General features: G+C 48.2%; 13 protein-coding genes and 1 tRNA gene. 7 read left to right on the top strand and 7 right to left on the bottom strand.

What is annotated here, in order from left to right; translation table 11 throughout:
- On the bottom strand, positions 1 to 399 hold a 399-nt coding region (locus tag FEK47_RS20390; protein WP_171020862.1), incomplete at its 3' end, for a phosphoadenosine phosphosulfate reductase family protein.
- Between the two features lie 400 nt (positions 400 to 799).
- Between FEK47_RS20390 and FEK47_RS20385 the strand changes: the two genes are divergently transcribed.
- From FEK47_RS20385 to FEK47_RS20375, 3 genes are all read left to right on the top strand, one after another.
- Entirely contained in the window at positions 800 to 2,098 is a 1,299-nt protein-coding gene (locus FEK47_RS20385; RefSeq protein WP_138183355.1) for an MASE4 domain-containing protein, read from the top strand.
- Between the two features lie 497 nt (positions 2,099 to 2,595).
- A complete protein-coding gene (locus FEK47_RS20380; RefSeq protein WP_135487285.1) occupies positions 2,596 to 3,987 on the top strand; it encodes a TraI domain-containing protein in 1,392 nt (463 codons plus the stop codon).
- 10 nt (positions 3,988 to 3,997) lie between these two features.
- On the top strand, positions 3,998 to 4,960 hold the full coding sequence (locus tag FEK47_RS20375) for a site-specific integrase (RefSeq protein ID WP_135487286.1): 963 nt from the start codon (positions 3,998 to 4,000) through the stop codon (positions 4,958 to 4,960).
- 211 nt (positions 4,961 to 5,171) lie between these two features.
- Here the strand turns inward: FEK47_RS20375 and FEK47_RS20370 are convergent.
- Positions 5,172 to 5,247: transfer RNA gene (locus FEK47_RS20370), tRNA-Phe, on the bottom strand.
- 105 nt (positions 5,248 to 5,352) lie between these two features.
- Entirely contained in the window at positions 5,353 to 6,060 is a 708-nt protein-coding gene (locus FEK47_RS20365) for a DUF554 domain-containing protein (RefSeq protein WP_135487287.1), read from the bottom strand.
- Between the two features lie 401 nt (positions 6,061 to 6,461).
- Here FEK47_RS20365 and speC point away from each other — a divergent pair, with 401 nt between their 5' ends.
- The gene (gene speC / locus FEK47_RS20360; RefSeq protein WP_135487288.1) at positions 6,462 to 8,597 is read left to right on the top strand and encodes an ornithine decarboxylase; all 2,136 of its coding nucleotides are present in this window, start codon (positions 6,462 to 6,464) and stop codon (positions 8,595 to 8,597) included.
- A 47-nt stretch (positions 8,598 to 8,644) separates the two neighbouring features.
- On the opposite strand, the gene nupG is transcribed toward speC, so the two are convergent.
- From nupG to mutY, 4 genes are all read right to left on the bottom strand, one after another.
- On the bottom strand, positions 8,645 to 9,901 hold the full coding sequence (gene nupG, locus FEK47_RS20355) for a nucleoside permease NupG (protein ID WP_130207923.1): 1,257 nt from the start codon (positions 9,899 to 9,901) through the stop codon (positions 8,645 to 8,647).
- 198 nt (positions 9,902 to 10,099) lie between these two features.
- Positions 10,100 to 11,179 (bottom strand): membrane-bound lytic murein transglycosylase MltC, encoded by a 1,080-nt coding sequence (gene mltC, locus FEK47_RS20350; RefSeq protein ID WP_001374284.1) that lies wholly within the window; start codon positions 11,177 to 11,179, stop codon positions 10,100 to 10,102.
- A gap of 64 nt (positions 11,180 to 11,243) precedes the next feature.
- Positions 11,244 to 11,519 (bottom strand): oxidative damage protection protein, encoded by a 276-nt coding sequence (locus tag FEK47_RS20345; RefSeq protein ID WP_000091700.1) that lies wholly within the window; start codon positions 11,517 to 11,519, stop codon positions 11,244 to 11,246.
- Between the two features lie 27 nt (positions 11,520 to 11,546).
- The gene (mutY, locus tag FEK47_RS20340; RefSeq protein ID WP_135487289.1) at positions 11,547 to 12,599 is read right to left on the bottom strand and encodes an A/G-specific adenine glycosylase; all 1,053 of its coding nucleotides are present in this window, start codon (positions 12,597 to 12,599) and stop codon (positions 11,547 to 11,549) included.
- Between the two features lie 160 nt (positions 12,600 to 12,759).
- On the opposite strand from mutY, the gene trmB reads away from it, so the two are divergent.
- From trmB to FEK47_RS20325, 3 genes are all read left to right on the top strand, one after another.
- Complete coding sequence (gene trmB / locus FEK47_RS20335) at positions 12,760 to 13,479, top strand: tRNA (guanosine(46)-N7)-methyltransferase TrmB (protein WP_000786911.1); 720 nt, start codon at positions 12,760 to 12,762, stop codon at positions 13,477 to 13,479.
- Positions 13,479 to 13,805 (top strand): YggL family protein, encoded by a 327-nt coding sequence (locus FEK47_RS20330; protein WP_001107564.1) that lies wholly within the window; start codon positions 13,479 to 13,481, stop codon positions 13,803 to 13,805. The genes trmB and FEK47_RS20330 overlap by 1 nt, the downstream gene beginning before the upstream one ends.
- Positions 13,806 to 13,988: 183 nt before the next feature.
- A complete protein-coding gene (locus FEK47_RS20325; protein WP_000984796.1) occupies positions 13,989 to 14,708 on the top strand; it encodes a DUF2884 domain-containing protein in 720 nt (239 codons plus the stop codon).
- Positions 14,709 to 14,863: the final 155 nt, after the last annotated feature.

Genomic DNA, 14,863 nt, shown 5'->3' with positions numbered 1-14,863 from the left:
CGTCATGGCATACCGGTAAAAGGGAAAATACGTCATGTCTGTAATGGCCTCTTCCGGTGGCTGGCGAACCCAGGTCACTCCTGGCTCCCAGCATATCCACTCCGGCTGAAACTGCGAGACGCCGTTTACCGTGGTCAGGGGAAGTGCCACCCAGTAAAAGGTTTCCGTCACATCATGGTACATTTCCCGCATCTTCTGAATATGTTCAATGGTGCACCGATACTGGGCCTCCCAGTCAATGAACAGAACAGAGAAATAACGTTTTCTCCTGCGGGCCACCTCTGCCACAAGATGGAAAAGCACCGTGGAATCCTTTCCACCTGAAAAAGACAGGCACACCGATGGGAATGTTGAGAAAACCCATTCAATACGAGCTGTCGCTGCGCGCAGAACATCCATTCCGAGTAATATTTTATTTATTATAATAATACCTCTTTTTATTTATTACATGATGCGAGGTTAACTGTTTATCGCATATCAGAGGTATTTTCCGCTAGCGAAAAAAACAAGGCAAATCATTTATTAATATAATTTATTGATATCGGTTACCAGATTTGTTGTTCTGTGTGACATCTCATGTCTGGTCTGGTACAACCTGTTACTTATAGCGTGAATATGATTTCAAATATCATAAACAACATCAGGCGGTTGCTATTCAATCGGTTTGTGTGTCGTTTTTCTGAGGTGTCTTACCCATATTCTCAACCCTTCCTAAAAATCTGCTATACAGATTATTTATACCACTTAAAACTATAAAGCTATTTGTTTTTATCTACTATGATAACGGCAGGTTCAGTCTGTGTATAAAAAATACACGCATGGCAAAGTGACTTTGAAAAATATACTAATGACTCTGGTAAAATTAAAAAATCATAAAATAATACCCGTGATTTTTATTGTTGTAAGCATGATAATAATTTGTGAATACGTGCTTGAATATAGTTACACAGGACATTACTTCTCCGTGTCAATGATTAAATGGTTGTTATTTGCAATACCAGAAATTACCCTTGATGTTATTCTCTGTTTTATTTTGTGTTTCGCATACAAATTAGAGGAAGGGATGACCGTTATCCTCATTCTTTCTGTTGCTTTTGGAATTGATGCCTTGTTTTTATCCTCTAATATTATTAGTGTGCTTTCGTCTATACAAATAAAGGAGAATGAAGCAATAATAATAAAGAATGCTTGCAATATATCGTTCGTATACTTTTTGAGACATTTTTCGTTTATTGTTTTGATTTATGTTGCAGGTTTGAATTACACGCCAAAAATAAACAAGAAAAACAACCTTTCATTGTTTGTGATGGTGGCAGCTTTTACTTTGATTATATGTATTCTGGCATCTCATAGTGATAACGTTAATGAGTACAGGGATATTCTTTTATCTTCGCGCTCATTATTTTTCTTGTCCGCGCTTTGGTTATCTTTGTTATATATATATATTCCCAAAAATCATTCTGATGAAAAATATAGTGAAATAATTAATTTTTTTATAATTTCAAACATTACATGTAATTTTCTTCTTATCGCGACAGAGGATGCTGGCATCATCACCTGGTATATAGGCAGGGGTGTTGAAAATCTCTGCAAGTTAGTAACGCTGGTAATTATATGTATCCGCACTCAGCTGGCGCTGCACAACGTTATTGAATGTTCACGCCGGGATTATCTAACTGGTTTTTTTCAATACTCACTTTTTTCAAAAAATATGCCGCGCAGTTTTTCAGTTTATGAAAAAAGAAACACGAATATTACAATGATTAGTTGTAAAATATGTAATCTAGATACGCTTTATGTAAATAAAGGGGTTGCAGCAGGGGATAATGCTGTAAAAAATATAGCAAATGTTTTGATCAGCAATGCAAGCCAGATGGATACTATTATTCGCATAAGGGAAAATATCTTTGTTATGTTAATGCCATTCTCATCAACAACAGCATTACAGATACAACACCGCCAGATAAAAAGCAGTATTGTTCATACCATAAAAGCGATGGATATGATTCTGGATGTTGATGTCAGTTATCAGGTCATTAATCTGTCAAAAATTACGCTGGAGCAGGCGATTTCTAATTTAATATCTAAATACCATTAATAATGCTAGTCCTCATGTCGACATAGTCTGATTTGTCTCCATGAACCGCAGTTTTCTGCATCAGTCGTCGTTCGCTGCGAGGAATGGGGCCATGATCGGCATTGCTCAGTCTGACTAGTGATATGTTTCTTTTTGGCGATTGATCAGATCGCTCAATACGGACTAAGTTTCCTATAGTGATCTACTATTCCGCGCGGATGTTTAGGTTGGCAAAGTTGATTTTATTGGTATTTATTTTAAGTTTAGATATAACTTTTCTGGATGAGAGAAAATTATTTTTCTTATTGTTAGGTATAGATGTATGTAAGTGCTACTGAATAATTATTCAGTAGGCTGTTAGGTAATGTGTCACTGGGAGTGGCGTGATGCACATTATTTTTTCTTTTGGTATGTATGGATTTTATACTGAAATTATATGGTTTGATAAATGATTATTTATTGCATGTTTCCTATAGATATTCAATATTGCGATATTTTTTCTATCTTGGTTTCCATTTATGCTAAATCTGAATTTTTTTTCTCGCCCGGGGAGTGCTCGTTCAAATGCTCTATCAACTGTTGAGGCAATAAAACCCTCTTTACCTCCAGGTTACTTCCGGCCTGTGACCGTTAACGAGCTGCTGGAGACGACCTGCCGTCAAAAATGGTTGCAATCACTCTGGGATTATTCCTCTGTGCCAAAGGACATGTATCGCCAGTATTACCTTGCCCCGCTGAAGCATTGTGTTGCGCTCATGCAGGAATTTCCGCTAACGGAGAGTGGTCCATTTGCCCGTCTTGGGGGAATGGTTGACTACATGCTGGAAACAGTATCGTATGCAACACGATTGTCGAAAAGTTACATGTTGCCGGTTGGCGCTTCGCCTGAAGAACAGGCTGCGCAAAACGCGGCCTGGAATGCAGTGGTGGTTTATGCAGCAATGCTACCTACACTTAAATACCTTTGTCATCTCCACGTCGAGCTGGAGAGTGGCAAACGCTGGTTTCCGTTACTGGACGCACCTCCAGAACCTTATCGCTTTCGTTTTGCGTCGGAGCAGTCTCCGGAAAGGTTGCAGAGCTTTGGCGCCATGCTTGCGTGGAAGATTATCCCTCCAGAAGCGATTAACTGGTTGAGTAGTTGGCCGGAAGCCATCAAAACTCTATCAACGTACCTGACCGGTTTTCGGGCGCAGTCGGGCGTGATCGATGCCATTGTGTCTGAGGCTATTAGCCTCACTGCCGGAGAACAGGAAAGTAAGACATTGGTTACACCGGCGGCAATGGTCCCTGTTCCGACAGAATCATTGCAGGGTGACACGTTGCAGTCTGGATTAGCTGGTGATCTGCCGGAACTGGTTGCGTCGTGTTCCGAAGACGAAATCCTTCTGGCTGCGGCCCCCTCTCCCGGGCCGGATACAGAACTGTTATTACCGGATGGGCAAGAGGAACCGGATGATACTGATACGTTGCTGGCGATGATGGGATTTGTCAGTGCTGATACCAAGGAAACCTGTGAAATCGCGCAGTCCGTTGAGCTGGACGATCCTGGAGAGGCCTTCTGGAAATGGCTGGTTACGGGATGCCGTTCTGGACGTCTGATTCCGAACAAATCCGACGGGCGGATTCATCTGGTCGCCGGTTACGTGTTTCTTCGTGCGCCAGGTATTTTTCACCAGTATATGACAGAGACGAATGCGCCGGTGAAGGATAAGGCCCGGCTTCAGAAAGCCTTTGAACGACTCGGCCATCACCGGCAGGGCAATGGCGCGATGTACACTTGTCACCTGTATCAGAACGAGCAAAGGGAAGGGCGTTTTCAGAAGCTGAGCGGCTATCTGGTGCTTGCCAGTAAAGTTTACGGCAGCGATAACAATCCTGGGGATAACCCGTTATTGATTGTTATATAAGGATATTCTTATGAATACTTGTACGTTTGGGACGTTAACTGAACACTATTTTTACAGCAAATCATTACGTCCGGCGACTGAGTGGAGTTACCAGAAAGTGGTTCGCTCGTTTGAAGGCTTTACACCGCATAACCCTGCAAATATCGATCATCTTACGGTGCTGAAATGGCGGCATCGGGTACTGAATGACCAGAATTGTGCCACCCGGACGTGGAATAACAAAGTTGCACACATGAGGGCGCTGTTCAATTTTGGAATTAAGCAGGGATTATTACCGCAGGCCGAAAATCCATTTAATGGTGCGGTTGTGCGTCCCGGAACGAAAAAGAAGAAGACCCTGACTCAGATGCAAATGGATGCGATGTACCGTCTGATGGAGCGGCATCTGGAAACTGAGGGAATGAAAGGGAACAGCAGCATTTTCAATGGTCGCAGAAATGCACTCCGCCCGGTGTGGTTCTGGCTGACGGTAATGAATGTTTTTCGCTATACCGCAATACGGCAGAACCAGCTTCTGCATATCCGGTTGGGTGACGTCAATCTTGAGGAACGATGGATTGACCTGAACGTTGAGGGGGCAAAAAATCACCGTGAACATCGCGTTCCGATTGTTTCGGCGCTGTATCCGTCGCTGGAGCTACTGGTTCTTAGGGCAGGCGAAGTAGGCATGGAACTCGATGACCAGCTATTTAACGTGGGATGGTTTGACCTGGTCAGAAAGAAAAAATACCCTGATATGATGAACGAATATCCTCTACGCGCATTCTTTAAGCGTTTGTCCCGGGAATGCAAATTCACGATATCCCCGCATCGGTTCCGTCATACGGTGGCAACGCACATGATGAAATCCCCGGAGCGTAATTTGTACGTGGTAAAGAAATTGCTGGGTCACGTCAGCATTACATCAACGCTTGAATACATTGACGAAAGTGTTGATAGCTTGCGGGATATACTGGAAACGGAATTGATGTAGCAGCCTGATGAATATGGCGCTGACACAATTTGACATTAACAACGAAGATCTGTAAAGATTACGCACGAAAAAACAGACTTGCAGGAACAAGTCTGTTTCTCAAGAGCCTTTTCTCAACCACAAGTAACAGCGTTACATCGTGTTTTTACTGGCTCGCCTTCGTGTCCGTCAGAACTGCATCTTGCAAAACTGACCAACCGGCTTTGAATAGTGGTGCCCGGACTCGGAATCGAACCAAGGACACGGGGATTTTCAATCCCCTGCTCTACCGACTGAGCTATCCGGGCAACGGGGCGCATTAAACCTGATTCGCCTCGTCTCGTCAATCAAATTTCTTCAATTTACGGCAGACTGCACAATCTATCATCAGTTTGCCGTTATCGCTCGTAATGTCAGGCAAACCAGGCGCTCCAGGCGGCGGAAAGAGGCATTGCCAGAAGGAGGGCAGGAAGCATATTGACCACCGGGAACATTTTTATGCCGCAGATGCGTAAGCCGGTTGCCAGCAGCAATAAACCACCTACGGCGCTGAAGTCCGCCATCATCGACGGTGTGGTTAGCGGTAATATCAGCGCAGCAGCCCACGCCAGCGTTAACTGGATGATGAGCAATGGAATACTAATCACCGATACCGCAATGCCAAGTGAACAGGCGAAGATCATCGCTGTAAAGAAATCAAGAAATGCCTTGGCGATTAAAATACTTGGATCGCCTGTCATCCCTTCATTCATCGCGCCGAAGATCCCGGTGCCGCTGGCACAAAACAGGACAATAATCGCGACAAAATTCTGAATAAAAGATTCATGCGCAGATTTCTTGCTCGAGTGACGAAACAGATTCTGCGCTTTAGCGACCGCAGTATTGACGCCTTTTTCCAGCAGACAAATTTCGCCGATTAATGCCCCGAGTAGCGTAGCTAAAACCATCGCCGGAAGGTTGGCACATTTCACGACCAGTAAAATACCAATTCCCAGCGATGCCAGTCCAAAAATGGACGTCATAGAGACGCGGATGTGTTCCGGTAAGCGTTGGCTAAGCAGTGCACCGAGGACGCCACCCAGTAATACTGCACTTGCGTTGATAAAAGGGCCGATGACCACAAGAGTTCCTGTTAATTGTGTTGTTTGATGTTTTTATTATGAACTTTTTGCCCTGTCGATTGCTTGTCTGGTCGCAAAGTCCTGGCTTGCACGCGTTAGCGAAAAGTGCCATGATTGCGCGAATTTTCTCCTTCCTGTACGGAGCTTGCCTGATGCACGCCGCCTCCTTACATTCTTTCGCTTATCGCCGTTTCGCGCGAAATGTCTCCTGTTCTGTGACGCTGCTTTTTATGCGGTGACGTTAACGTATGCTCACTGCAGGGCAACAGTAAAATCAGAGCGTTTCTGCTTTTACTGATGTCTGGCGGTCGGAGCTGGTGACCAGTTTGACCCACATCTCATGGGGCAGGGGGGTCCACCTTGCCCGGTATTTTTACTTCCCCGAAACGGGTTTTGCGCTTATGAAATCAATGAGTATTGCCGCCAGTGGTGAACTGGTTTCCCGACTTTCTACCCATCGCCGCGTGGTGGCGCTGGAAGATACTGATTTTACGGACGTCGCGGCAGTCGTCATTACCGCTGCGGATAGTCGTAGCGGCATCCTTGCGTTACTTAAGCGCACCGGTTTTCATCTGCCGGTGTTTTTGTATTCTGAAGATGCGGTTGAATTACCCGCGGGCGTTACGGCTATCATCAACGGCAATGAGCAGCAGTGGCTGGAGCTGGAATCCGCAGCCTGTCAGTATGAAGAGAATTTGCTGCCGCCATTTTATGACACGCTGACCCAGTACGTTGAGATGGGCAATAGCACCTTTGCTTGTCCTGGGCATCAACATGGTGCGTTCTTTAAAAAGCATCCTGCCGGACGCCATTTTTACGATTTCTTTGGTGAGAACGTCTTTCGCGCCGATATGTGTAACGCTGACGTAAAATTGGGCGATCTGCTTATTCATGAAGGTTCCGCAAAGGATGCGCAGAAATTCGCCGCCAAAGTTTTTCATGCCGATAAAACCTATTTTGTGCTGAACGGCACATCGGCAGCGAATAAAGTGGTGACGAATGCGCTGTTAACGCGTGGTGATCTGGTGCTTTTCGACCGTAACAACCATAAGTCGAATCATCACGGTGCGCTGATTCAGGCGGGGGCGACGCCGGTGTATCTGGAAGCCTCACGCAACCCATTCGGTTTCATTGGCGGGATTGATGCGCACTGTTTTAATGAAGAGTATCTGCGCCAGCAAATTCGCGACGTTGCGCCAGAAAAAGCCGAATTGCCGCGCCCGTTCCGCCTGGCGATTATTCAGCTGGGAACCTATGACGGCACTATCTACAACGCCCGCCAGGTGATCGATACCATTGGGCATCTGTGTGATTACATTCTGTTTGATTCTGCATGGGTCGGTTACGAACAGTTTATCCCGATGATGGCAGATAGCTCGCCGCTGCTGTTAGAACTTAACGAAAACGATCCGGGGATCTTTGTGACCCAGTCGGTGCACAAACAGCAGGCGGGATTCTCACAGACGTCGCAGATCCATAAAAAAGATAACCATATTCGCGGGCAGGCGCGTTTTTGCCCGCATAAACGGTTGAACAATGCTTTTATGCTGCACGCCTCTACCAGCCCGTTTTACCCGCTGTTTGCCGCGCTGGACGTTAACGCCAAAATTCATGAAGGGGAGAGTGGGCGTCGGCTGTGGGCTGAGTGCGTTGAGATAGGGATTGAAGCGCGGAAAGCGATTCTTGCGCGCTGTAAGCTGTTCCGCCCGTTTATCCCGCCCGTTGTTGATGGCAAATTGTGGCAGGATTATCCGACATCAGTGTTAGCCAGCGACCGCCGTTTTTTCAGTTTCGAGCCGGGGGCGAAGTGGCACGGCTTTGAAGGATATGCCGCGGATCAGTATTTTGTTGATCCGTGCAAGCTGCTACTCACCACGCCGGGTATCGATGCCGAAACAGGCGAATATAGTGATTTTGGCGTTCCAGCGACGATTCTGGCGCACTATCTGCGTGAGAACGGCATTGTGCCGGAGAAGTGCGATCTCAACTCCATTCTGTTCTTATTAACTCCGGCGGAAAGCCACGAGAAGCTGGCACAACTGGTGGCGATGCTGGCGCAATTTGAACAGCATATTGAAGATGACTCGCCGCTGTCTGAAGTGTTGCCGAGCGTTTATAACAAATACCCGGTGCGCTATCGCGACTATACCCTGCGCCAGTTGTGTCAGGAGATGCATGATCTGTATGTCAGTTTTGACGTCAAAGACCTGCAAAAAGCGATGTTCCGCCAGCAAAGCTTCCCGCCAGTGGTGATGAATCCCCAGGACGCGCATAGCGCTTATATTCGTGGTGAAGTGGAGTTGGTGCGCATTCGTGATGCCGAAGGGCGAATTGCGGCGGAAGGCGCGCTGCCGTATCCACCTGGCGTGCTTTGCGTGGTGCCAGGAGAAATGTGGGGCGGAGCGGTCCAGCGTTATTTCCTTGCGCTGGAAGAGGGCGTGAATTTGCTGCCGGGATTTTCGCCGGAGCTACAAGGTGTCTATAGCGAAACCGATGCGGATGGAATGAAACGGTTATACGGTTATGTGTTGAAGTAAGAATAAAAAACGGGGCACCTTCTGGCGCCCCGTTTTTCTTTGCGTAATTAGTGGTTAACAGTTTGTGTACCGGCAGGGACGCGAACGTGTTTGTATTTAAACATCGCCATGAATGCGAAGGCCAGAATCACGGAGTAACCTGCGAAAATCAGCCATACGGTCTGCCAGTCGGTAATGCCGTTTTGGGTGTACATCTCAACCACTTTACCGCTCACGATGCCACCGAGGATACAGCCGAAGCCGTTGGTCATCATCAGGAACATCCCTTGCGCACTGGCGCGAATCGCCGGGCTAACTTCTTTTTCGACAAACACCGAACCAGAGATGTTGAAGAAGTCGAACGCACAGCCGTAAACAATCATCGACAGAACCAGCAGTACGGTACCGAACGGAGTCGGGTCGCCGTAAGCAAACAGCGCAAAACGCAGGATCCATGCCACGATACTGATCATCATTACGTTCTTAATGCCGTAGCGGCTTAAGAAGAACGGGATGGTCAGAATGAACAGGGTTTCAGAGATCTGCGAAATCGACATGATGATTGACGCATGCTGCACAATAAAGCTGCTGGCAAACATCGGATCTTTGTCGAAGCTGTGCAGGAAGGTATTACCGAACATGTTGGTAATCTGCAGTTCCGCGCCCAGCAGCATCGAGAAGATGAAGAAAATCGCCATACGCTTGTTTTTAAACAGCGCGAATGCATCGAGGCCGAGCAGCGTCGTCCAGCTCTGATTAGCTTGCTGTTTAGCAACCGGAATATACGGCAGCGTAAAGGTGAACAGCACCAGAACGGCGGAGAGTGCTGCGCCAATATATAGCTGCATGTGGCTCAATTCAAAGCCAGACAGGCTCACTACCCACATCGCCATGATAAAGCCGATGGTGCCCCAGATACGGATTGGCGGGAAATCAGTCACGATATCCATTCCGGCATTTTGCAGGCGATAGTAGGAGATGGTGTTGATTAACCCAAGCGTTGGCATATAAGCAAACGAGTTAATCAATATCACGAGGAACATCGCCTCCGGAGTGGTAACTTGTGCCGCCATGAAGAGGGTGATTGCGCCGATGGTGTGACAAATAGCATACACCCATTTCGCACTTAACCATTTGTCGGCCACAATCCCCAGCAAAGCAGGCATAAAGACCGCAGCGATACCCAGTGAGCTATAAACAGCGCCAATGGAAGCACCGTCGAACTTCAGGGTAACGAACATATATGAGCCGAGGGTCGTCAGCCAACTTCCCCACAGACAGAACTGCAGAAAAGAGAGGATTTTCAGCTGCAGCTTAAGATTCATGTTAATTTCCTCACATCGTGATGCGGATGAGTGTTTGAAAAAGCACATTTGACCGTGCAAGATGATGCGATTCTATCAACTTCACTGACTGTTTTTTTGTTATCCGTAGCAAATAATTGCAAATAATCTCAATTTGCAAGGCGGAATTGTGATGCGTGTAACACTTTCCTCGGGGTATTGTTAGGGATAAGGGTAAAATTATCGGCGACGGTAAGATTTTTGCGCCGTGTTCACTTTATAAAGATAGCGACGAGATTCCGCAGAAGGATGGCGAGTCGTCAGCGTCTGATAAACATCGCCCGGTGTCATGGTATTAATTATATTAGCCGCCTGAATCTTATCGTTAGAGAAAACGCGTAACACGCTGCCTGCACCACCGTTATAGGCGGTGATGACGGCATAACGCCGCGACGTTGGGTTATCAATTCCGCCGAGATAAACATTGTTCAGTATCGCCAGATACGCGGTGCCGGTATCAATATTGCTGGCAGGATCAAACAAGAAACTGCGGCTTGGCGTGCCGGATTTCCCCTGCGAACGGAACACATCTTTCCCGGCAGTATGTTGTACCACCTGCATTAATCCCAGCGCGTCGGAACGGCTGACCGCATACGGGTTAAAGGAAGATTCGGTCTGCATAATTGCGAGAATCAGCGACTCATCAACGCCATATTTCCGTGACGCCTGGCGGACCATGCCGAGATATTTGTGCGCACGTTTATCAAGGTGGTTCGGCACCATATTAATGGTCACGCTGTAGATGATTCGCAGCCCGTTGCTGCGGCTTTTGAGGCGGTTTTTCAGCAGATAATCCGCGAAGTTACTCGCACGGCCTTCCCAGCGAATCGGCTGCCCGGTGTTATCCACCACCTGACCGTAAAGGAAAGGTTCTTTCGAAATCGTAATATCATCAACGTCGGAATAGAGATCGACCGAACTCGGATCGTCACCCATCAGCAACGTTTTGATAATTGCCCGGCGCAAATGCGCGGCAGGTTCTGTCCCGGCGATGGTTTCGATAGTAATCGTACCGTCATCGAAGTTGATGTGGCTGCGGGTCTGATATTGATCGGTGTATTTCACGTAGTCCTTAGGACCGGCGATCACCACCTCTTTGAATCCCCAAATGTTCTCAATATTGTGGGCAAATTGCCCCATCAGAATATCAAAACCGTTGGTATCTTTGACCCAGGCTTCATTATAGGTATCGCCTTTTTTGGTCGTCGAACAGGAGATGAGCAACGGCGCAATCAAAGCCAGCGCGAGATATTTTTTCATCATTCCGGGTGCGTGTTGTGTTTGTTTTTATGCAAGTTGCCGGAGGCGTGCTCCGGCACTGTTTTTATTTTTTATCTTCCGGCGTATAGCCCTCGATATGCACCTCTTTACCCTCGAACAGGAAGTTGACCATCTCCTGCTCCAGCAGCTTGCGGTGCTCGGCATTCATCATGTTGAGTTTCTTTTCATTAATCAGCATGGTTTGTTTGTGCTGCCACTGCGCCCAGGCTTCTTTGGAGATCTCGTTATAGATGCGTTTTCCCAGTTCGCCGGGGTACAGCTGAAAATCCTGACCTTCTGCTTCACGTTGCAGGAAAGTACAAAAAATCGTTCTGCTCATAAATCATCCTCTTTATCGACTCACGCGCTAAACCGGCGCGCCAGTGCGTAACTGCTGTAACAAACGCTCCACGGGAGCCGCCAGGCCAACTGACGGCGGTTGCGCTAAGTTATACCAGAGCGCATTGCCTTCATCCATGCAGTCGGTGAATGACGACACGGGAAGCCACATAGGCACAATATCTAAATGGAAATGGCTGAAGGTATGGCGAAACGCGGTCAGTTGCGTCAGGTTATCGGCAGCAATCTGCCGTTGCGCCAGCCATTGCCGCAAACTTTCTTCGTCGGCAAACTGCGGGAAACAGTATAAACCGCCCCACAATCCGCTCGGCGGGCGCTGCGCCAGCAATACTTCATCTTCGTGCTGTAACAGCAGAAAGTAGCCGGTGCGTTCCGGCAGCGTCTGTTTCGGTTTTTTGCCCGGATAAAGCGACCAGCTATTGTTGGCGGCGGCAATACACCCGTTTTGTAGCGGACAGAGCGAGCATTTCGGCTTCGAACGCGTGCAAATCATCGCGCCCAAATCCATCATCGCCTGATTAAACCGCTCCACGCCAACTGCGGGCGTCACCTGCTCGCTCAAACTCCATAGTTTATTCTCGACCTCTTTTTTCCCAGGCCAGCCGCTTACAGCATAGCAGCGCGCCAGCACGCGTTTGACGTTACCGTCGAGAATCGGAAAGTGCTTACCCAGAGAAAGTGAGAGAATCGCGCCCGCAGTGGAACGCCCGACGCCCGGTAACGCCGCGACTTCTTCAAAGGTTTCCGGGAATTTACCACCGTGTAAGGTGGCAACTTGCTGTGCCGCTTTATGCAGATTGCGCGCGCGGGCGTAATAGCCAAGCCCGGTCCACAAGTGGAGAACTTCGTCCAGTGGCGCATTGGCGAGGTCGGTCACCGTCGGGAAGCGCGCCATAAAGCGTTCAAAATAGGGGATAACGGTCGCAACCTGAGTTTGTTGCAACATCACTTCTGAGAGCCATACTTTGTAGGGCGTCTTGTCAATTTGCCAGGGCAGGGTTTTCCGCCCGTATTTATCGTACCAGTCCAGAACCTGGGCTGAAAATTGCGACGCTTGCATGGTCACCGAATTCACTGTTGTTGGGGGCAAGATTGCAGCACAGCCGCGGCGGGGTGTAAACCGGAACTTTCCGCAGCTACGGCCTTATCATGCTTGCATCCGGCAACTAACTTTGGATAATGCCCGTTTTCAGAACACTTTCACAAGCGACTAAATCTTTATGAAAAACGACGTCATCTCACCGGAATTTGATGAAAACGGCCGCCCACTGCGCCGTATCCGTAGTTTTGTGCGCCGCCAGGGGCGACTGACCAAAGGCCAGGAACATGCGCTGGAAAACTACTGGCCGGTGATGGGCGTTGAGTTCAGCGAAGATATGCTGGATTTCCCCGCGCTTTTTGGCCGTGAAGCGCCGGTGACGCTTGAGATTGGTTTTGGCATGGGCGCGTCGCTGGTGGCAATGGCTAAAGATCGCCCTGAGCAGGACTTCCTCGGCATTGAAGTGCATTCACCGGGCGTGGGTGCGTGCCTGGCTTCTGCGCATGAAGAGGGCTTAAGCAATCTGCGCGTGATGTGTCATGACGCGGTTGAAGTGCTGCATAAAATGATTCCTGACAATTCATTGCGCATGGTTCAGCTCTTTTTCCCTGACCCGTGGCACAAAGCGCGCCATAATAAACGCCGTATCGTTCAGGTGCCGTTTGCCGAACTGGTAAAAAGCAAACTGCAGCTGGGGGGCGTATTCCATATGGCGACCGACTGGGAACCTTATGCGGAACATATGCTCGAAGTGATGTCTTCCATTGACGGTTATAAAAACCTGTCAGAGAGCAATGATTACGTACCGCGTCCGGCATCACGTCCGGTGACGAAATTTGAACAACGTGGTCATCGTCTTGGTCACGGAGTATGGGACTTAATGTTCGAGAGGGTGAAATAATGGCAAAGAACCGTAGCCGTCGTCTGCGTAAAAAAATGCACATCGACGAATTCCAGGAATTAGGATTTTCGGTGGCATGGCGATTCCCGGAAGGTACATCGGAAGAGCAGATTGATAAAACCGTTGATGACTTTATTAACGAGGTTATCGAACCGAACAAACTGGCCTTTGACGGCAGCGGTTATCTGGCCTGGGAAGGTCTGATCTGCATGCAGGAAATCGGCAAATGCACCGAAGAGCATCAGGCGATTGTGCGTAAGTGGCTGGAAGAGCGCAAACTGGATGAGGTACGCACCAGCGAACTTTTCGATGTTTGGTGGGACTAAGAAAGCATACGGGCGATGACAAATGCAAAACTGCCTGATGCGCTACGCTTATCAGGCCTACAAAGATGCACGATCGAGTAGGCCGGATAAAGCATTTACGCCGCATCCGGCATGGACAACGTGTACTTTGTTATCAATCTGGGGCCAGCAAATGCTGGCCTGATTTGTTCTTGAGGGAAGACTATGATGCGCAAAATGCTGCTGGCGGCAGCACTTTCAGTGACGGCAATGACCGCTCACGCCGACTACCAGTGCAGCGTCACGCCGCGTGACGATGTGATTGTCAGCCCGCAAACTGTGCAGGTGAAGGGCGAAAACGGCAATCTGGTGATCACGCCAGACGGCAATGTGATGTACAACGGCAAGCAATATTCACTGAACGCCGCCCAACGTGAGCAGGCGAAGGATTATCAGGCCGAACTGCGCAGCACGCTGCCGTGGATTGATGAAGGCGCGAAAAGCCGCGTCGAGAAAGCCCGTATTGCGCTGGATAAAATTATTGTTCAGGAGATGGGCGAAAGCAGCAAAATGCGCAGCCGTCTGACCAAACTTGATGCGCAGCTTAAAGAGCAGATGAATCGCATTATCGAAACGCGCAGCGATGGCCTGACGTTTCACTATAAAGCCATTGATCAGGTTCGCGCCGAAGGTCAGCAGTTAGTGAATCAGGCGATGGGCGGAATTTTGCAGGACAGCATTAACGAAATGGGCGCGAAAGCGGTGCTGAAAAGCGGCGGCAACCCGTTACAGAATGTGCTGGGAAGCCTGGGGGGACTGCAATCCTCAATCCAGACCGAGTGGAAAAAGCAGGAAAAAGATTTCCAGCAATTTGGCAAAGATGTTTGTAGCCGTGTTGTGACTCTGGAAGACAGCCGTAAAGCCCTGGTCGGGAATTTGAAATAATCCTCTAGTTTAAGACGGCATAATGCTTTTTTATGCCGTTTAATTCTTCATTTTGTTACCTGCCTCTAACTTTATAGATCTCCAAAATCTATTCACAAAGTAAATTGTTTAACGTCAAATTTCCTATACAAAGCTAAGGGATAATACGTAGCGTT

The organism is Escherichia sp. E3659, assembly GCF_005781135.1.
Taxonomy (GTDB): Bacteria; Pseudomonadota; Gammaproteobacteria; order Enterobacterales; family Enterobacteriaceae; genus Escherichia.
The sequence above is the reverse complement of the archived record's forward strand: the minus strand, read 5'-3'. Positions and strand labels throughout refer to the sequence as shown.